15 protein-coding genes are annotated in these 19,119 nt (G+C 53.6%); 9 read left to right on the top strand and 6 right to left on the bottom strand.

Annotation, left to right across the window (positions count from 1 at the left end; genetic code table 11):
• Window positions 1-26: 26 nt before the first annotated feature.
• Window positions 27-2,813, top strand: a complete 2,787-nt coding sequence (polA, locus tag Q4491_RS13940; protein ID WP_303458256.1) for a DNA polymerase I — start codon at window positions 27-29, stop codon at window positions 2,811-2,813.
• Between the two features lie 998 nt (window positions 2,814-3,811).
• On the opposite strand, the gene yihA is transcribed toward polA, so the two are convergent.
• Window positions 3,812-4,486, bottom strand: coding sequence for a ribosome biogenesis GTP-binding protein YihA/YsxC (gene yihA / locus Q4491_RS13935; RefSeq protein WP_237795779.1), 675 nt, complete (start codon window positions 4,484-4,486; stop codon window positions 3,812-3,814).
• A gap of 158 nt (window positions 4,487-4,644) precedes the next feature.
• On the opposite strand from yihA, the gene Q4491_RS13930 reads away from it, so the two are divergent.
• From Q4491_RS13930 to hemN, 5 genes are all read left to right on the top strand, one after another.
• Entirely contained in the window at window positions 4,645-5,262 is a 618-nt protein-coding gene (locus tag Q4491_RS13930; RefSeq protein ID WP_027251506.1) for a cytochrome c, read from the top strand.
• A gap of 166 nt (window positions 5,263-5,428) precedes the next feature.
• Complete coding sequence (locus tag Q4491_RS13925; protein ID WP_303458253.1) at window positions 5,429-6,073, top strand: class I SAM-dependent methyltransferase; 645 nt, start codon at window positions 5,429-5,431, stop codon at window positions 6,071-6,073.
• Window positions 6,070-6,606 (top strand): Der GTPase-activating protein YihI, encoded by a 537-nt coding sequence (yihI, locus tag Q4491_RS13920; protein ID WP_192017424.1) that lies wholly within the window; start codon window positions 6,070-6,072, stop codon window positions 6,604-6,606. The genes Q4491_RS13925 and yihI overlap by 4 nt, the downstream gene beginning before the upstream one ends.
• Window positions 6,607-6,618: 12 nt before the next feature.
• Window positions 6,619-7,092, top strand: a complete 474-nt coding sequence (locus Q4491_RS13915) for a DUF2489 domain-containing protein (RefSeq protein WP_218386329.1) — start codon at window positions 6,619-6,621, stop codon at window positions 7,090-7,092.
• 167 nt (window positions 7,093-7,259) lie between these two features.
• Window positions 7,260-8,633 carry an oxygen-independent coproporphyrinogen III oxidase gene (gene hemN / locus Q4491_RS13910; RefSeq protein ID WP_303458250.1) on the top strand — a complete coding sequence of 458 codons (1,374 nt, stop codon included), beginning with the start codon at window positions 7,260-7,262 and terminating at the stop codon, window positions 8,631-8,633.
• A gap of 87 nt (window positions 8,634-8,720) precedes the next feature.
• On the opposite strand, the gene add is transcribed toward hemN, so the two are convergent.
• The 4 genes from add to glnA form a co-directional block, all read right to left on the bottom strand.
• A complete protein-coding gene (gene add / locus Q4491_RS13905; protein WP_303458248.1) occupies window positions 8,721-9,722 on the bottom strand; it encodes an adenosine deaminase in 1,002 nt (333 codons plus the stop codon).
• Window positions 9,723-9,885: 163 nt separating this feature from the next.
• Entirely contained in the window at window positions 9,886-11,301 is a 1,416-nt protein-coding gene (gene glnG, locus Q4491_RS13900) for a nitrogen regulation protein NR(I) (RefSeq protein ID WP_303458246.1), read from the bottom strand.
• A 75-nt stretch (window positions 11,302-11,376) separates the two neighbouring features.
• The gene (gene glnL, locus Q4491_RS13895; RefSeq protein ID WP_192017428.1) at window positions 11,377-12,441 is read right to left on the bottom strand and encodes a nitrogen regulation protein NR(II); all 1,065 of its coding nucleotides are present in this window, start codon (window positions 12,439-12,441) and stop codon (window positions 11,377-11,379) included.
• 412 nt (window positions 12,442-12,853) lie between these two features.
• Window positions 12,854-14,263, bottom strand: a complete 1,410-nt coding sequence (gene glnA / locus Q4491_RS13890) for a glutamate--ammonia ligase (RefSeq protein WP_192017429.1) — start codon at window positions 14,261-14,263, stop codon at window positions 12,854-12,856.
• Window positions 14,264-14,819: 556 nt separating this feature from the next.
• On the opposite strand from glnA, the gene typA reads away from it, so the two are divergent.
• Entirely contained in the window at window positions 14,820-16,649 is a 1,830-nt protein-coding gene (gene typA, locus Q4491_RS13885) for a translational GTPase TypA (protein WP_192017430.1), read from the top strand.
• A gap of 93 nt (window positions 16,650-16,742) precedes the next feature.
• On the opposite strand, the gene Q4491_RS13880 is transcribed toward typA, so the two are convergent.
• Window positions 16,743-17,384 (bottom strand): DUF2959 domain-containing protein, encoded by a 642-nt coding sequence (locus Q4491_RS13880; protein ID WP_192017431.1) that lies wholly within the window; start codon window positions 17,382-17,384, stop codon window positions 16,743-16,745.
• A gap of 190 nt (window positions 17,385-17,574) precedes the next feature.
• Here Q4491_RS13880 and Q4491_RS13875 point away from each other — a divergent pair, with 190 nt between their 5' ends.
• Complete coding sequence (locus Q4491_RS13875) at window positions 17,575-18,552, top strand: virulence factor BrkB family protein (protein WP_218386270.1); 978 nt, start codon at window positions 17,575-17,577, stop codon at window positions 18,550-18,552.
• A gap of 19 nt (window positions 18,553-18,571) precedes the next feature.
• Entirely contained in the window at window positions 18,572-19,009 is a 438-nt protein-coding gene (gene dtd, locus Q4491_RS13870; protein ID WP_192017433.1) for a D-aminoacyl-tRNA deacylase, read from the top strand.
• Window positions 19,010-19,119: the final 110 nt, after the last annotated feature.

Raw genomic sequence — 19,119 nt, 5'->3', positions numbered from 1 at the left:
TATCTTCCAGATACAGACAATCCATTATGGCAACTATTCCAGAAAATCCACTGATCCTGATCGATGGTTCCTCGTATCTTTATCGCGCTTATCATGCCTCGCCCAATTTCACTAACTCAGATGGTGAACCAACCGGTGCTGTGTATGGCGTGGTAAATATGTTGCGTAGCATGCTGCGTCAATTTGCGACGGAACACATTGCTGTTGTCTTTGATGCCAAAGGCAAGACCTTCCGCGATGAGCTATATCCCGAGTATAAAGCGCATCGCCCGCCTATGCCGGATGATTTGCGTGCGCAGATAGAACCCTTGCACGCCATTATTAAAGCCATGGGTCTGCCACTGATATGCGAACCCGGGGTAGAGGCTGACGATGTCATCGGCACGCTGGCTTGTCAGGCTTCCCAGGCCGGGATGCCTGTGCTGATCAGCACAGGTGATAAAGACATGGCGCAGCTGGTGGATGAGAACGTTACCCTGATCAACACCATGACGGGTGTGGTGATGGATCCTGACGGGGTGCGGGAAAAGTTTGGTATCGGTCCGGAACTGATCATTGATTATCTGGCCCTGATGGGAGACAAGGTCGACAACATTCCCGGTGTGCCTGGCGTGGGTGACAAGACAGCAACGGCCCTGCTGACCGGGATTGGCGGCCTGAAAGATCTGTATGACAACCTGGATGCCATTGCGGCGCTGGGCTTTCGCGGCTCTAAAACCATGGCCAAGAAACTGGAAGAGAACCGCGAAGCGGCTTTGATGTCGTATGAGCTGGCGACCATCAAACTGGATGTCGAACTTGAATTCACTCCGCATGAGCTGCAAAAAGGCACCCCGGATATCGATGAGCTGACCCGGCTGTTCGGCAAACTGCAATTTCGTCGCTGGCTGGCAGAAATGCTCGACGGCAGCGATGGCCGCATTATTGCTGATGGCGCAGCCACCATTGCGACACAAGACAGTGAGCCGGCACAACCTGCAGCGCCAGCCCCTGTGATTGATCGTAGCGGTTATGAAGTGGTGCTGGATGAGGCCCGCTTTAGCGAGTGGCTGGCGATACTCAAGCAGTCTGATGTCTTTGCTTTTGATACCGAAACGGACAACCTGGATTACATGGTCGCTAATCTGGTCGGGCTGTCTTTTGCGGCGGAAGAAGGCAAAGCGGCTTATGTACCTGTGGCCCATGATTATCTGGATGCGCCGTCGCAGCTGGACCGCGACTGGGTGATCGCCCAGTTGAAACCTTTGCTGGAAGACCCGGAGCAGGCCAAAGTAGGCCAGAACCTGAAATATGACGCCAGCGTCCTGGCGCGTTATGGGGTTGCCATGCAGGGCATACGCTTCGACACCATGCTGGAGTCGTATGTGTACAACAGCGTGGTGGGCCGCCATGATATGGACAGCCTGTCTCTGCGTTATCTGGAACACAAAACCATCAGTTTCGAAGACATTGCCGGCAAAGGTAAGAAACAGCTGACTTTCAACCAGATCGATCTGGAGCAGGCCGGCCCTTATGCGGCGGAAGATGCGGATATCACCCTGCGTCTGCACAACCTGCTGATCGGCAAGCTCAATGCGGATCCTAAACTGAAAAGCGTGCTGGAAGACATCGAAATGCCGCTGGTGCCAGTACTGTCTCGCATGGAGCGCACTGGTGTGCTGCTCGATGCCGGTAAGCTGACCGCGCAGTCGCAGGAAATTGCGGTGCGGTTAGATGAGATCCAGGCGAAAGCCTACGAAGTGGCTGGTGAGGAGTTTAACCTCAGCTCGCCAAAACAGCTGCAGGCGATTCTGTTTGAGAAAATGGGCTTGCCTGTGGTCAAGAAAACCCCTTCCGGTACCCCATCGACCAATGAAGAAGTGCTGCAGGAGCTGGCGCTGGATTACCCGCTGCCTAAGCTGCTGCTGGAACATCGCGGGCTGGCGAAACTCAAATCTACCTACACTGACAAACTGCCGCGCATGATTAACCCGGCCACCAAACGGGTACATACGTCATATCATCAAGCCGTTGCGGCCACGGGACGTCTGTCGTCGACCGATCCGAATCTGCAGAACATTCCTATCCGCAACGAAGAAGGCCGCCGGATCCGCCAAGCCTTTACAGCACCGGAAGGCTACAAGATTCTGGCGGTCGACTACTCTCAGATTGAACTGAGGATCATGGCCCATCTGTCCGGCGACAAGGCGCTGCTTGATGCCTTCCGTCACGGCAAAGATATCCATGCCGCGACTGCGGCCGAGATCCTCGGCCTGCCAATTGAAGAGGTCAGCAGTGAGCAGCGCCGGCGTGCCAAAGCCATCAACTTTGGTTTGATTTACGGCATGAGTGCCTTTGGTCTGGCAAAACAGCTGGGGATGGGCCGGAACGAGGCGCAGCAATACATGAATGTGTACTTTGAGCGCTACCCGGGTGTGCTGGAATATATGGAAAGCACCCGTACCCAGGCCAGCGAGCAAGGGTATGTCGAAACTCTGTTTGGCCGTCGTCTCTATCTGCCGGACATTAAATCGCGCAATGCCATTCGCCGCAAAGCGGCGGAGCGGGCGGCGATCAATGCCCCGATGCAGGGCACGGCGGCGGATATCATCAAACGTGCCATGGTGGCCGTCGATAACTGGATTCAGACACAAGACAGCGAGCGTGTCCGTTTGCTGATGCAGGTACACGATGAGCTGGTGTTTGAAGTGAAAGAATCAGAGCTGGAGAGTGTGGCGAAATCGGTGTGCGAGCTGATGGAAGCCGCTGCCGAGCTGGATGTGCCACTTATCGCGGATGCAGGCAGCGGTGACAACTGGGATCAGGCGCATTAATCCTCCTCAGCGTGAACCGTGAAACATGTAATAAAATCGTCAAAAACCGGCCAGCAGGCCGGTTTTTTTCAATCTGAGTCAGGGTTTATCAAATTTTTTTATAATTTAATTACGTCTCATATGAAAAAAAACTACGAAAAGGGCTTTTTTTCTCTGCACACTTGATATACAGTTATCGGCGTAGGGTACAGAGGTAAGATGTTCTATCTTTCAGACCTTTTGTTTCACGTTATTGGATTTGGCTTTTTTTAGCCGCCCTGGTCATTTGGCCAGGGCGTTTTTATTTGTGGCCGGCCCAATCATTATCCGTTTTCATCTCCCGACTGTTGCTCATCCTCTCCCGCATAAGCTATCGCTCTTCTGGCAGTATTTGCTGATACTTTACGCATCTTTGCCCGGAATCGCGGCTAATCTGGCTCCTCAGCCCGGTGTCACTGATGTTGTGGTTTCTCTGCCGGATGACCCGACGGATAATAATTAGAGTAATTACTTTAATTGTGTTAATGAGGCGTTTATAATGAAGCCTGCTTCTTGTTCATATTTGTCGGACTGAGTGAATACATCGCCAGCCGACCTATCCATGATCCGGCCACCCGTTTTTGGGTGGCTTTTTTTTGTCATTTTGCCATGTTTCTGTAATTTAGTTCCAAATTGAGCGGTTCAGGTAAATCAGGGGATGACTTAATTTGCAGAATGAAACAATTGGCTGAGCTTTTGGCCTGAGTCGGGCAAAAGTGAATGTTATGTCAGAGGGGAGCTATGGAAAATCAGGAATCAGAGGGGAACAAACGCCCAGATTTCGTATAAAAAACTTGCGTTGGCTGGTTAAATCATTAATCCTTTCTGAACAAATATAAAAACCTCCTATTTCTCTCCCGTTGCCCCATCGTTCCGGTGGGGACATTTTTATCTGGCGTTCGTCAATGGTCTGACCGGTGCGAAAGTGAGAAAAATGGCGGGTTGATGCCTGATCGGGCGATCAGGCATATTGATAGAGGTTATTCTGCGTCCGGCTCCATACCGTCCTGTTCAATATTCTCTGCCTCCAGCAAGGCCTGCTGACGGGCCAGTTCCGGGGCAAACCAGGTATCGAGTTTGCGGCGGACCTGATCAACACCTATGCCTTTCAGGGCAGAAAAATTCTCGACTTCCACATCGCCACCAAAGGCCAGCGCGGCTTCGCGAATTTTCAGCAACTGCGCTTTACGGGCACCGCTTTTGAGTTTGTCCGCTTTGGTCAGCAGGACCAGTACCGGCAAATGGCTTTCCACTGCCCAGTAAATCATTTGCTGGTCGAGATCTTTCATCGGATGGCGGATATCCATTAACACCACCAGTCCCTGCAGGCATTCGCGTTTTTGCAGGTATTCACCCAGTGCGGCCTGCCATTTCTTCTTCATCTCAAGCGGCACCTGAGCATAACCATAGCCTGGCAGGTCAATCAGGTTACAGCCGGTTCTGACTTCAAACATGTTGATCAACTGGGTACGACCTGGGGTCTTTGAGGTACGTGCCAGGCCTTTCTGATCAGTCAGACGATTTAAAGCACTTGATTTACCAGCATTAGATCGGCCAGCAAATGCAATCTCAACGCCTTTATCCAAAGGAAGGTGGCGGATGTCCGGAGCACTGGTAATAAAATGGGTTTGTCTGTAGTTGAGAGGGGAATTCACTGTTAACTCCGTCAAGTCTTCTGGTCGTCGACTAATTACTTTTATGCGAAAGTGTGTAAAATGTACCACTAACCCTGCTTGGTTAGTGGTGCATTGTATACCATGTTGCTAAGCAATACTTGTGGTACTGGAAGCTCAATAATTATAAACGGAATGTCATGAAGAAATTAGCATTGATATTTACACTTCTTGCCAGTTGCACAAGCTGGGCCCAGGGAGATGTTGAAGCTGGAAAAGCAAAAGCAGCGACATGTGCAGCATGCCATGGCGCTGATGGAAAAGGTATCACAGGACAATACCCCAACCTTGCGGGTCAGCACCCACGTTATCTGGAGAAGCAGCTGAAGGAATTCAAGCTGGCGATGACGACTGGTGGTGAACAAGGGCGTAATGATCCTGTGATGGGCGGCATGGCGATGCCATTGTCTGAACAAGACATGGCGGATCTGGCGGCTTACTTCAGTTCCCTGCCTGCGATTGAAGGCACTACCACTGAGAGCTCGATCGAAATCGGTCAGCAGCTTTATCGTGTGGGTGATGCCGACCGTGGAATTGCGGCCTGTACGGCGTGCCACGGTCCGCGGGGTAATGGCACCAGCCTGTCTGGTTTCCCGGATATTTCCGGACAGCCTGCGGAATACATCAAGAAACAGTTGACCATGTTCCGCGAAGGCCAGCGCAGCAATGATATGAACGCTATGATGCGTTCAGTTGCAGCGAAACTGAGTGATAAGGAAATCGACGCCTTGTCACAGTACGTTGGCGGTCTTCACTGATCACACACTCAGTATCGCAAGCTTCGCAGTGTAATAAAGGCAGCTCAGGCTGCCTTTTTTACTGGCTGGGATTCACCGCGCTGTCCGTTTCTCAATCGGCGCAGGTCTGCTATCATACGCGGCTTGATTTTGACCGCGCCGGAAATCCTGGCTCAAGGAGATGCTGATGACGGTTTGTACCTTATGCGACAGCGCAACCATTCAGGTTTATCATCAAGATAATCGGCGGGCATATTTTCAATGCCGGGCCTGCAGTCTGGTGTTTGCGGACCCGGCCTCGCATCTGACACCTGAGCAGGAAAAAGCGGTCTACGATCAGCATGAAAACCATGTTGAAGATGAAGGGTATCGCCGCTTCCTCAGCCGGCTGGCCGCACCGCTTAGTGCGCGTTTGCCGCCAGGGCCGCTGGATGGCCTGGATTTCGGCTGCGGGCCTGGACCTGCTCTGGCAAGCATGCTTCGTGAGCAGGGACATCAGGTTGCTGTTTATGACCCCTATTTTGCCCCGGATACCGGTGCGCTGGTATCTCAGTATGACTTTGTCACCTGTACCGAGGCGATTGAACATTTTTATACCCCGGCCCGTGAATGGCAGTTGCTGCTGTCATTGGTCAAGCCGGGCGGCTGGCTGGGATTGATGACTAAGCTGGCAACCGATGCCGAGGCATTTAGCCGCTGGCATTACAAGAATGATCCCACCCACGTCAGCTTTTTCAGCCAAGAGACGTTCCGTTATCTGGCACAGCGAGATGGGCTGACGGTGGAATTTATTGGTAACGATGTAATTATGCTGAGGAAAAATCAGTCATGACCCGTAAGAAAAGAGGCCGTAAACCTGGCTCTGAAGGCCCGGCGCAGTTCGTAGAAAAGAGTGTCAGCCAGCAAGACCTGGATGGCCGTGCCCGTCAGAAAGCCCGTAAGCGTAAAGGCTTGAAAGCGGGCAGCCGCCACTCAGATGCTGATGCTCAGAATGCGCATCGTCAGGGGCAGGCGAAAGATCCTCGCCACGGCAGTAAAAAACCTGTGCCACTGATTGTTGAGCCAAAAGCCACCAAGCAGGCGCGCCGCATGAGTGCCGAGCAGGAACTGGCAATGCTGGAGAATGATCCGCAGCTGATGGCACTGTTGGACCGTCTCGATGCCGGCGAAAAACTGGGTGCCGGCCTGCAGAAGCAGGTTGACCAGAAACTGGACCGTATTGAGCAGCTGATGAAACAGCTGGGTCTGTACGAAGAAGAACAGGATGAAGCCGAGGATCAAATCGCCGCCGGGGATGCCCGCAGCGAAGAAGATCTGCTCGATGACTTTGAAAATACCCGTTGGGACGATTTCGATAAGGAGTAAGCCTTGCAGGATCTGAAACTCTGGTTGTTAGTGGCAGGAAGCCTGATTGTTGTGGCACTGGCGGCCTACGCCGGTTATCTGCTCTACCAGCTGTATTTACAAAAGCAGCGCCATAAGGCTTTTATTGCCCGCGCAGAGCAGCAACAGAGCGAGGCAATTGCGCAGCGAAATAGCAATATTCTGGAAAGTGTCTACATCATTGCGCAAGCCGGACGGCAGGAGCAGTGTGACATGTCGGAAATTGCCATTCGCCTGTACAAGCTGATGACAGTCCTGCAGGCCGAGCGCAGCGTCAACTTTTCCGCCCAGTATCCGGCTTTGTTTGAGCTGTATAAAGTGGTTGAAGAGATGCCGCGTGGTGATGAACGCAAAGCCCTGGCTAAGCAGGAGCGGATGAAAGACGATCTGCTGCGCATGAAAGCCGAGTCACGGCTGTTTGATGCGATACAGTCGGAACTGACTCAGATCCTGGCGCAAAAGGCCTGACCCAGAGCCTGCGAGTGAAATGAAAAACCCAGTGGCTGGCCACTGGGTTTTTTTGTATGCCGGTCGGCCTAATCCGAGCTGTTTTTGTTATCGATCAATAATCGGGCGGCGGCCTCATGCTAGCTTGGCGGATTGACTTGGCAGAACGTCTGTGAGGTAACGCCGCGATGACAGAGCAATCCATGATTTGGGATCAGGCACTGATCGAAAAATATAACTATTCAGGCCCCCGCTACACCTCGTATCCAACGGCCCTGGAGTTTCAGCCCGACTTTACCGCCGCGGCGTTTTCCGCCGCCTGCCAGCGTTATCCCGAGCGCCGTTTGTCGCTCTATATCCACATTCCGTTCTGTCACACCCTTTGCTATTACTGCGGCTGTAATAAAGTCATTACCCGGCATGCGCATAAGGCCGATATCTATCTGGCGGCACTGGACATTGAGATTCGCCAGCGTGCAGCGCTGATGCGTGGCCGGGAAGTCAGTCAGCTGCACCTGGGCGGCGGGACGCCCACTTTTCTGACCAAGCCGCAACTTACCCGGCTGATGGCACAGCTGCGCGCCTCCTTCACCCTGCTGCCGGATGCGGAAATCAGCATAGAAGTCGACCCGCGCCGGATAGAGCTGGATGTGCTGGATCATCTGCGGGCGGAAGGCTTTAACCGCCTGAGTATCGGTGTGCAGGATTTCGATAAAGAGGTTCAGCAGCTGGTTAACCGCGAGCAGGACAGCGATTTTATTGAAGCTTTGGTCAATCGAGCCAGGGAATTGGGTTTTCGCTCGACCAATCTGGATCTGATATACGGTTTGCCGAAACAGAACAATGCCCGTTTCGTTAACACTCTGGAGCAGGTGCTGGCGATGAAACCGGGGCGCTTGTCTGTGTTTAACTATGCCCACATGCCGTCACTGTTTGCCGCCCAGCGAAAAATCAAAGACGCCGATTTACCGGCGCCGTCAGAAAAGCTGGCGATGCTGCACAGCACCATTGAGACCCTGACCGCTGGCGGTTATCAATTTATCGGTATGGACCATTTTGCCCTGCCGGAAGACGAACTGGCCGTGGCCCAGCGCGAAGGCAAGCTGCACCGCAATTTTCAGGGCTACACCACCCAGGGGGATTGCGATTTGCTGGGACTCGGGGTGTCTGCGATTTCGATGATTGGCGACTGCTATGGCCAGAACCAGAAAGAGCTGAACGCTTACTATGCCGACATTGAATCGCACCAGCATGCCCTGTGGAAAGGGGTGAACCTGACCGCCGATGATTTGCTGCGCCGTGAGGTGATTAAAACCCTGATTTGTCAGTTTGAGTTATCGATAACGGATATTGAGCAGCGCTATGGCATTAGCTTTGCGGACTATTTTGCCCAAGATTTGTCGCTGCTGCAGACGTTTATCGATGACGGTCTGGTTGCTGTGACAGGTGAGCGGATTGCAGTCGCCGCCAAAGGGCGGTTGCTGATCCGCAATATCTGTATGTGCTTTGATATCTATCTGCGCCAGCGCGCCCGCCAGCAGCAGTTTTCACGGGTGATCTGACCCTGGCGCTGATCAGGCTAACCCGAAAAAAAACGCCCCGCTTGCGATCTCAAGCGGGGCGTTTTTGTTGCGCAGGCGATGGCGGGATTAACGCTTGGCCGCCATCTCGCGCAGGGCGTTCTTCTCGCTGTCAGACAGGAAAGCCAGTTCCAGGCCGTTGATTTGCGCCTGGCGGATTTGCTCCGGCGTCAGACCTGCCTTAGGCGCAGCCACTTCGTACTCGTAAGGCAGCTCAATGCCTTCAACGGCCGGGTCATCGGTATTCAGACAGGCCAGAATGCCGTGATCGAGAAACTGCTTGAGCGGGTGACCGGCCAGGCTGGCGACAGTGCTGGTCTGGATATTCGAGGTCAGGCAGGACTCAATACCGATGTTGTGCTCAGCCAGATAATCCATCAGTCTGGCATCTTCCACCGCTTTCACACCGTGGCCGATACGCATTGCCCCCAGCTCCTCAATCGCTTGCCACATGCTTTCCGGGCCTGCGGCTTCACCGGCATGCACTGTGACCTGCAGCCCGGCATCGCGCACCTGTCTGAAGTGGCCGACAAACTGGTTACCCGGCTGGCCCAGTTCATCGCCGGCCAGATCAACGGCAACAAGGTGGTCTTTCTGGCTCAGCAGGGCGTCCAGCTCCTGCTGGCAGGCCTGGGTGCCGAAAGTCCGGCTCATGATACCGATCAGGTTCGCTTTGATACCAAAATCGCGACAACCGGCTTGAACGCCGTCGACAACAGCTTCGACCACACCGGCAACTGGCAGGTTGTGTTTCATCGCCATGTAATAGGGTGAGAACCGCAGCTCAGCATAGTCAATTTGCGCGTTGAGGGCATCTTCGACATTTTCGTAGGCTACGCGGCGGCAGGCCTCCAGATCGCCCAGCACCGCGACGCCCCAGTCCAGTTTGGACAGGAAAGCCACCAGGCTGGGCTCGGCTTCCACGATTTGAACGTGCGGACGCAGTGACTCAAGGTCGTTGGCAGGCAGTGCCATGCCAAACTGCTGGCCCAGCTCAAGAATGGTCTGAATACGGATGTTGCCGTCCAGGTGACGGTGCAAATCGGTCAGTGGCAGGTGTTTGCTAATCATGATCATGGTATCCCGGAAAAACTGTAGCCTCAGTATAAGCAAAGATATCAAGACAATCATTACACTCAGGGTGAGGATCTGGCCCGATCATCAAGATCGGGCTGATGTTTACTTCCGCTGTTGAAAAAATCACCAATCCTGCTCACCGACAGTGGCAGGGCTGTCAGTCACTGGCCATGTTGAGCTCTTTGAGTTTCCGGGTCAGGGTGTTGCGTCCCCAGCCGAGCAGCTTGGCGGCTTCCTGCTTGTGACCGTGGGTAAATTCCAGGGCGGTATCAAGCAGAATACGTTCAAATTCCGGCATGGCTTCCCCCAGCAGATTCTGGTTGCCCTGCTGCAATGCCTGGCGGGCCCAGTGCTGCAGCGATTGTTGCCAGTACGGTTCGCTGCCGTCGCCTTTCGGCTGGCTGTCGACGGCGGTCAGTTCGGGCGGCAGATCCGACGGCAGGATTTCGTTGCCGCTGGCCATCACTGTCAGCCAGCGACAGGTATTTTCCAGCTGGCGAACATTACCCGGCCATGCCAGGCTGGTGAGCAGGGTTTCTGTGTCCGGGTGCAGGGATTTGATTTCCACTCCCAGTTCATCTGACGCCCGCTTTAAGAAATGGCGGGTCAGTTGCGGGATATCCTGCCGGCGGTCTTTCAGAGCGGGCAGATGCACCCGGATGACATTCAGGCGGTGGAACAGGTCTTCCCGGAAATCCCCTTTGGCCACCAGCCGTTCCAGATTCTGGTGCGTGGCGGCTATGATGCGGACATCGACATTGATGGGTGAATGTCCGCCAACGCGATAGAACTGACCGTCAGCCAGTACCCGTAGCAGCCGGGTCTGAATATCCAGTGGCATATCGCCGATTTCATCCAGAAACAGGGTGCCGCCATTGGCCTGCTCAAAACGTCCCTGACGGATGTTGTTGGCGCCGGTGAACGCCCCTTTTTCATGGCCAAACAGTTCAGATTCAATCAGATCTTTGGGAATGGCTGCCATGTTGAGGGCGATAAATTCGCTCTCCCGTCTCGGGCTGTGGCGGTGCAGCGCCTGAGCAACCAGCTCTTTACCTGTGCCGGATTCGCCATTGATCAGCACGGAAATCGAGGAACGGGACAGGCGGCCGATGGCACGAAACACTTCCTGCATTGCCGGTGCTTCGCCGATGATCTCCGGGGCCTGCTTGGTGATTTCCTCCGGCTGCTGCTGGCGCTTTTGCTCCTGGCTGTGGGTGACTGCCCGCTCCACCAGGCTCACGGCTTCGTCGATATCAAACGGCTTGGGCAGGTATTCAAACGCCCCTTCCTGATAGGCGTTAACGGCCGCATCCAGATCTGAGTGCGCCGTCATGATAATGACCGGCAGGGTGGGGTAATCATGATGCAGGTTGCGCAGCAGTGTCAGGCCATCTGTGCCCGGCATCCGGATATCAGATACCAGGACATCCGGCACGCTGCGCTCCAGTGCTTCTACGACGCTGTCGGCATCGGCGAAGGTTTCGCAGCGCAGTCCGGCTGCATTCAGGGTGCGCTCCAGTACCCAGCGTATGGAGCTGTCATCGTCGACAACCCAGATTAGTCCTTTGCTCATCGCATGCCCTCCGTTGTGTCCTTTGTGTGCATGCCGGGCGTGATGGCGGAAATGCTAACAGGCCCGGCTGCTTTGTTATTCTGTTGATTGAATCGGTAGATAAATGGAAAATTTTGTCTGTCCTGGCCAGCTCGACACTTCAATTTTGCCGTGGTGCTGATCAATTAAATTCTGGGCGATGGACAGGCCGAGTCCGTTACCGCCTTCGCGGCCCGTGACCATAGGATAAAACAGGGTGTCCTGTATGTCGGCCGGAATGCCGGGCCCGTTGTCTATGATGTCGATCTTGGCCGCGATTCTGTGTCGCTGACCGTGAATTAAAGCCTGGTGTGCGGTGCGTGTCTGCAGGGTGATTACCCCTTCGCCCGACTGCTGGCTCAGTGCCAGGGCGGCATTACTGACAATATTGAGGATGGCCTGCTCCAGCTGCTCCGGGTCCATGCTGAAATCCGGCAGACTGGGGTCATAATCGCGCTGGATGCGCAGTTGTTGCTCTCTGTGATCCAGCGACACCAGCTGGCGAACTTTCTCCAGCACCACATGGATATTGCCTACCGTTCTGATGCCGGGTTTTTGCGGCCCTAACAGGCGGTCGACCAGATTTCGCAACCGGTCGGCCTGTTCAATGATCATTTGGGTGTACTCGGTATAGCTGGGATCCGGCAGGGCTTTTTCCAGCAATTGCGCGGCCCCGCGTAATCCCCCCAGCGGGTTTTTGATCTCATGGGCCAGCCCGCGGACCAGCTCTTTGGCGGCTTGTTGCTGCGCGTGCTGGCTGATTTCCTGGCTGATCCGGCGCTGCTGATCTATGGGTTTGAGCTCGAGCAGAATCAGCACCTCTTTTTGCCAGCTTACCGGGCTGGCATTGATTTCCAGGGTATGGTGGCGGCCATCGATCACCAGGGTTACTTCGCCGTCGGTTAGTCCTTGTCCGCTTTGCACTGTCGACTGAATCAGGCCCAGATCGAGCGAGCTGTGCTGGAGCAGATCCGGAAAGCGACTGCCCAGCAATCGCCGCTGGCTGCAGGACATCAATTGCTCTGCGGCCGGATTGACGTAGCGAATTTTCAGCAGCTCATCGAGCAGTATCACCGCAGTGACCAGGTTGTTCAGGATCAATGGCGTAAAAGCGGCAGTCACAGTCTCATCCTTGTGGTTATGGCCAGTGTGCCCGCTTGCGGAGCAAACACCTCTGGTGCATTGCACTGTTTTGGTGCATTACAGTGTAGCCCGTCTTTTGTTACTTGTGCAGCACTAAGTGAGCGAGTCCAGCCTTTTTAGGCTGTTGGTGACAGCAACCGCTTTGAGACTGACTTTTGGCAACGCATACAGACGGTGAACGTTGAATAATGCAATAACCTTGCCGTCTTTTCCGGCCCAATCACCTCTGTGAGCCTGTAAAGCGTGCCAGCTGTGGGAAACGGGATGAGTCGTTTTGGTGAAAGTGGGTGCGCCAGCCTGGGTGCTGAGAATGTTTGCCCAACCTTGGTGAGCCAGATAAAGAAAAGGCCTGCATGCGCAGGCCTTGAACAGTGAATCGCGGTGTTCAGACTTATACAGAGTAGTACAGGTCGAATTCCAGAGGGTGAGTCGCCATGTTGATGCGCTCAACATCTTTTGATTTCAGTGCGATGTAAGAATCGATGAAATCGTCAGAGAACACGCCGCCAGCGGTTAAGAACTCACGGTCCTCATCCAGTGCTTTCAGTGCGATCTCCAGTGACTCTGCCACTTTTGGAATCTCTGCCGCTTCTTCTGCTGGCAGATCGTACAGGTCTTTGTCCATCGCTTCGCCTGGGTGGATCTTGTTCTTGATGCCGTCAAGACCAGCCATCAGCAGACAGGCAAATGCCAGGTACGGGTTAGCCGCTGGATCCGGGAAGCGAGCTTCGATACGGCGCGCTTTCGGGCTTGGTACCACAGGGATACGGATAGACGCAGAGCGGTTACGTGCTGAGTACGCCAGCATAACAGGGGCTTCGAAACCAGGAACCAGACGCTTGTACGAGTTGGTTGACGGGTTAGCGAACGCATTGATGGCGCGTGCGTGCTTGATGATACCGCCGATGTAGTACAGTGCCATTTCAGACAGGCCGCCGTACTTGTCGCCCGCAAACAGGTTCTGACCGTCTTTGGCCAGAGACTGGTGCACGTGCATACCGCTGCCGTTGTCGCCAACCAGAGGCTTAGGCATGAAGGTTGCTGTTTTACCGAAAGCGTGCGCGACGTTATGAACCACGTATTTGTAGATCTGGATTTCGTCCGCTTTTGACGTCAGGGTGTTGAAACGGGTTGCGATTTCGTTCTGACCTGCAGTCGCCACTTCATGGTGGTGTGCTTCAACAACCAGACCCATTTCTTCCATGATCAGACACATGGCAGAACGGATATCTTGTGATGAGTCAACCGGTGCAACCGGGAAGTAACCGCCTTTCACGCCCGGACGGTGACCTTTGTTACCGCCTTCAACGGTAGAACCTGTGTTCCATGCCGCTTCGATATCGTCAACCTTGAAGAAAGAACCTGACATATCAGTGGCGAACTTCACGTCGTCGAACAGGAAGAACTCAGGCTCAGGACCTACCAGCACTGTGTCTGCGATGCCGGTGCTGCGCATGTACTCTTCCGCACGCTTGGCGATAGAGCGCGGGTCACGGTCATAGCCTTGCATGGTGGCAGGCTCAAGGATGTCACAGCGAATGTTCAGCGTGGCATCTTCGGTAAATGGGTCCAGCACAGCGGTAGATGCATCTGGCATCATCACCATGTCTGATTCGTTGATTCCTTTCCAGCCAGCGACCGAAGAACCATCAAACATCTTACCGTCTTCGAAGAAGTCTGCGTCAATCTGGTGAGCGGGGATAGAGATGTGTTGCTCTTTACCTTTGGTATCGGTAAAGCGTAGGTCAACAAATTTAACTTCGTTTTCCTGGATCAACGCGAGTACGTTTTCTACTGACATCTTAAGTAACCTCCGGTGTTAGATTTGGGCAACTGGCCGCAAAAAATTTTGGAAAGGAACAAGCATGTGCTCCGATACAGTAAGCTTTGCGAAATCCATGCCAACTTTTTAAATCCCCAAAATTGCCATATTTACGCCCTGTTATGGCGCTCAGTGCAAATAATCATGGGCTCCATTGCACTGATATGGTGATTTTGCGCACCACAATGGTGCAAGCGGGGATTATCTCCCTCTTTGTCACTCCGTTTCACCCGAATGCAAAGACATCGGCTATATTTAGCCCACGCTGATCAATTGTCAATCGTCTGCGCGACGGATTGCATTCACTTTATTGCACCAAAAAAAGCCCGTTGCGCGCTCTTGTTTTTAATTGACTGTTTTTATTGATTTTTTACGCTTTATTCTTGCTATTGCTATCAGTTTCGTTCCGACGTGATGATATAAATCACATATTTGCTGGGTTTTGACGTAAAATCTGGTAGATTATGAGCCGTTTTTTTAATCAGTGGCTGCCTGTTTTTCAGGGGGTCGCAACATCTGAGTGAATGCCAAATCCATGTCTAATCCACAGATCGATAAATTACGTAATATCGCAATCATTGCGCACGTAGACCACGGTAAAACCACCCTGGTTGATAAACTGCTGCAGCAATCAGGTACCTTGGACTCCCGTGGCGGCGTTGAAGAACGCGTGATGGACTCCAACGATATCGAGAAAGAGCGTGGCATTACCATCCTGGCGAAAAACACCGCTATCAACTGGAATGATTACCGCATCAATATCGTGGACACCCCAGGGCACGCCGACTTCGGTGGTGAAGTAGAGCGTATTATGTCGATGGTGGATTCTGTTCTGCTGATCGTTGACGCAGTTGACGGCCCGATGCCGCAAACTCGTTTCGTGACCCAGAAAGCGTTCGCTCACGGTTTGAAGCCAATTGTTGTTATCAACAAAATCGACCGTCCGGGCGCTCGTCCTGACTGGGTGATGGATCAGGTATTCGATCTGTTTGACAATCTGGGTGCGTCCGACGAACAGCTGGACTTCCAGGTGGTTTACGCATCAGCACTGAATGGCTGGGCAACACGCGAAGAAGGCGAGACTGGCGAGAACATGGAACCACTGTTCCAGGCAATCGTAGACAATGTTGCACCACCTGCGGTCGACGTTGACGGCCCGCTGCAGATGCAAATCTCTCAGCTGGACTACAGCTCTTACGTCGGTGTTATCGGTGTTGCCCGTGTGACCCGTGGTTCTGTAAAACCAAACCAGCAAGTGACCATTATTGGTGCAGACGGTAAAACCCGTAACGGTAAAGTCGGTACTGTCATGGGCTACCTGGGTCTGGAGCGCCACGATATCGATCGCGCGACTGCCGGTGATATCATCGCGATCACTGGTCTGGGTGAGCTGAAAATCTCTGACACCATCTGTGATGTCAACGCGGTTGAAGCACTGCCAGCGCTGAGCGTCGATGAGCCAACTGTAACCATGACTTTCCAGGTGAACACCTCTCCGTTTGCCGGTAAAGAAGGTAAGTTCGTGACCTCTCGTAACATTCTGGAGCGTCTGCAGAAAGAGCTGGTTCATAACGTTGCGCTGCGCGTTGAAGAAACAGAAGACCCGGACAAATTCCGCGTGTCAGGTCGTGGTGAACTGCACCTGTCGATTCTGATTGAAAACATGCGCCGTGAAGGCTTCGAGCTGGCGGTATCACGTCCTGAAGTTATCATCAAAGAAGAAAACGGCCAGTTGATGGAACCGTTTGAAACTGTGACCATTGATGTCATGGAAGAACACCAGGGCGGCATCATGGAGAAAATCGGCCTGCGTAAAGGTGAGCTGAAAGACATGGCGCCGGATGGTAAAGGTCGTGTGCGTATGGATTTCGTTATGCCATCACGTGGCCTGATCGGTTTCCAGACTGAGTTCATGACCCTGACCTCAGGCTCTGGTCTGATTTACCACACGTTTGATCATTACGGTCCGCACAAAGGTGGCGAGATCGGCCAGCGCGTCAATGGCGTGCTGATTGCAAACGCCGCGGGTAAAGCACTGACCAATGCCCTGTTTAACCTGCAGGAGCGTGGTCGTCTGTTCATCGGTCACGGTGTCGAAGTCTACGAAGGCATGGTGATTGGTATTCACAGCCGTGATAATGACCTGACGGTTAATGCCCTGAAAGGTAAGCAGCTGACCAACGTCCGTGCATCAGGAACCGATGATGCGCAGGTGCTGACCACGCCAATTAAGTACACCCTGGAGCAGGCGCTGGAATTCATCGATGACGATGAGCTGGTGGAAGTGACGCCGGAAAGCATTCGTATCCGTAAGAAACTGCTGACGGAAACGGATCGTAAGCGTGCGAGCCGTGGTGCGAAGTAACAACTGATTCTGTGCGCCCTTTGGGGGCACAGTAAAAAATCCCCCGTTCCGGTTATCCCGGCGGGGGATTTTTTTATTCAGGCCGACACCAGATTAACTGCGGTTCAGCTGGGCCACAAAGCGCTCAGATTCACTGATAGCGGCGCGCATATCGCTGATCGCCCGCTGGATATCGCGTTCAAGCGAGCGGAACTCGCCTTGCAGAGAGCCGATTGCTGCAGCATTGAGGTTGTGCTTCAGGTACAGGCTGTTATCCCGCAACGTATCCAGCACAGGTGCCATTTTGCCTTCTGCCCTGTGCATGGCAGCAATCATCTTGCTGTAAGAAGCGCGGGTGGCTTTGAGTTTGGCTTCGCTGTCGCGGCGCAGCGCTGAGCTGGAATACAGGCTCAGCTCCTCTTGCCATTCATCGAACAAGGCTTGTGAGACATTTTCAATCGCTGCGATGCGGTCGCTGACTTTATCGGCGGCATCGGCACTGGCTTCATACTGCGCATTCACCCGGTTGTAGGTCTCTTCCAGCGTACCGCCTTCAAAGCGGGTCAGTGACTGTAAAGCGGCCAGCGCTGAGGTAAACTGTTCCTGGGCGTCTTTCTGCGCCTCAGTGGCATCTTCGACGCGATCGACCATGATATCGCGTTTATGAACACCGACCGATTCCATGGCAGAATAGTAGGCGCTCTGGCAGCCCGACAGCAGTGTCAGGCTCAGTATCAGGGCAAAAGCATATGGCATAAAAGCTCCTGGCTGGCGACCTGGCTGGTTGTTATTCCCATCCGGACGCACTATGTTGTTGATATACCCCAATATCCATGACACGGCTGTTCAGAGCCAGAATGCGGCATATTTGAAAGGGCTGAGGTTAACTCTGTCGCGAGTAGGGTCGTTTCGTAGTTGAACGATAAACAACAAAGATTAATTCAATATGGCTGATATGAAAATAACGTCCAGGCCGGGTTTGCGCCAGGCGGTCACAGAACTTTGGCAATTCGTACAGTATTTGTACCGTCGCATCGATCATGATCGCCTGACCGTCACGGCCGGCTCTATGGCCTATGTGACGCTGCTGTCGCTGGTGCCCATGATCACTGTGGTGCTGTCAGCACTGTCGAGTTTTCCCGTGTTTGCTTCTCTGGGCGATCAGCTGCAGGCCTTTGTGTTTGAAAATTTTGTGCCGACAGCAGGGGACGTGGTGCAAAACTACCTCAATCAGTTTGTCGCTAACGCTGGCAAAATGACGGCTGTGGGGATCGGGGCCTTGTTTGTGGTCGCCATTCTGCTGATATCCGCCATTGATAAGTCACTGAATTATATTTTCCGGGTTCGCCAGCACCGCCGTGTGGTGATCTCCTTTTCGATTTACTGGATGGTACTGACCTTGGGCCCGATACTGGTCGGCTCCAGTCTGGCGATCAGCTCCTACCTGGCTTCACTGAATATCTTGGGCAGCGAAACCGTGAACGGCTTTGTACAGCAGCTGTTGCGCGGTCTGCCTGTTCTGATGTCCACCCTGGCCTTTCTGGGCCTGTATATGCTGGTGCCTAACACTAAAGTCCGGTTGCGTAATGCGCTGATAGGTGCTCTGATCGCCAGTGCCCTGTTTGAGCTGAGCAAAAAAGTCTTTGCGCTCTACATCACTAATTTCCCGTCTTACCAGCTGATATACGGCGCACTGGCTGTGGTACCTATTTTGTTTGTGTGGGTGTACCTGTGCTGGTGTATTGTGTTGCTGGGCGCAGAAATCACCGCCAGCTTGTGTGAAGAGCAGCATTGGCGTCAGCGGGCAAAAACACCGCACGGCTCAGGTGAGGGTGAAAAACAGCCTCTGGCCTCAGTGGATGCCGGGCATCAGGGAGCACAGGCATCCGGTGCTGAGCAAACGAAGAACAGCAACAAACCGTGAAGACGTACAAGGATACAAAATGATTGCGCTGATACAACGAGTGAGTGAAGCCAGTGTTGCCGTCGATGGCAAAGTGACCGGTGCTATTGGCAAGGGGTTACTGGTTTTACTCGGGGTAGAGAAAGGTGACGATGAAGCGAAAGCTCGCCGGCTGCGCGATAAAGTGCTGGGCTACCGGGTGTTTGAGGATGATGCCGGAAAAATGAACCTCAATGTGCAGCAGGCGGGGGGCAGTGTGCTGGTCGTCTCGCAGTTCACGCTGGCCGCCGATACCAACAGCGGTATGCGTCCGAGCTTTTCGACCGGGGCACACCCGGCGGACGCTGAGCGCTTGTACGATTACTTTGTGTCAGCCTGCCAGGAAAGCGCTGTCCGCACCGAAACGGGTATCTTTGCCGCCGATATGAAAGTGGCGCTTCTTAATGATGGTCCTGTCACTTTCTGGCTGCAGTGCTAGCCTTCATGCTATAGCGTGAACAAGGTGGTTATCTGAATAACCACGGCCGTTTGCGCAGGTAAGCAGACCAACAGGCGGAGCGTGTGAGTGCGCAAATGGAATTGAATGAC

This window comes from Photobacterium sp. 2_MG-2023 (genome assembly GCF_030547675.1).
GTDB classification, from domain to species: Bacteria; Pseudomonadota; Gammaproteobacteria; order Enterobacterales; family Vibrionaceae; genus Photobacterium; species Photobacterium arenosum.
Note: the sequence above shows the minus strand (reverse complement) of the source record. Positions and strands in the feature narration are given on the sequence as shown.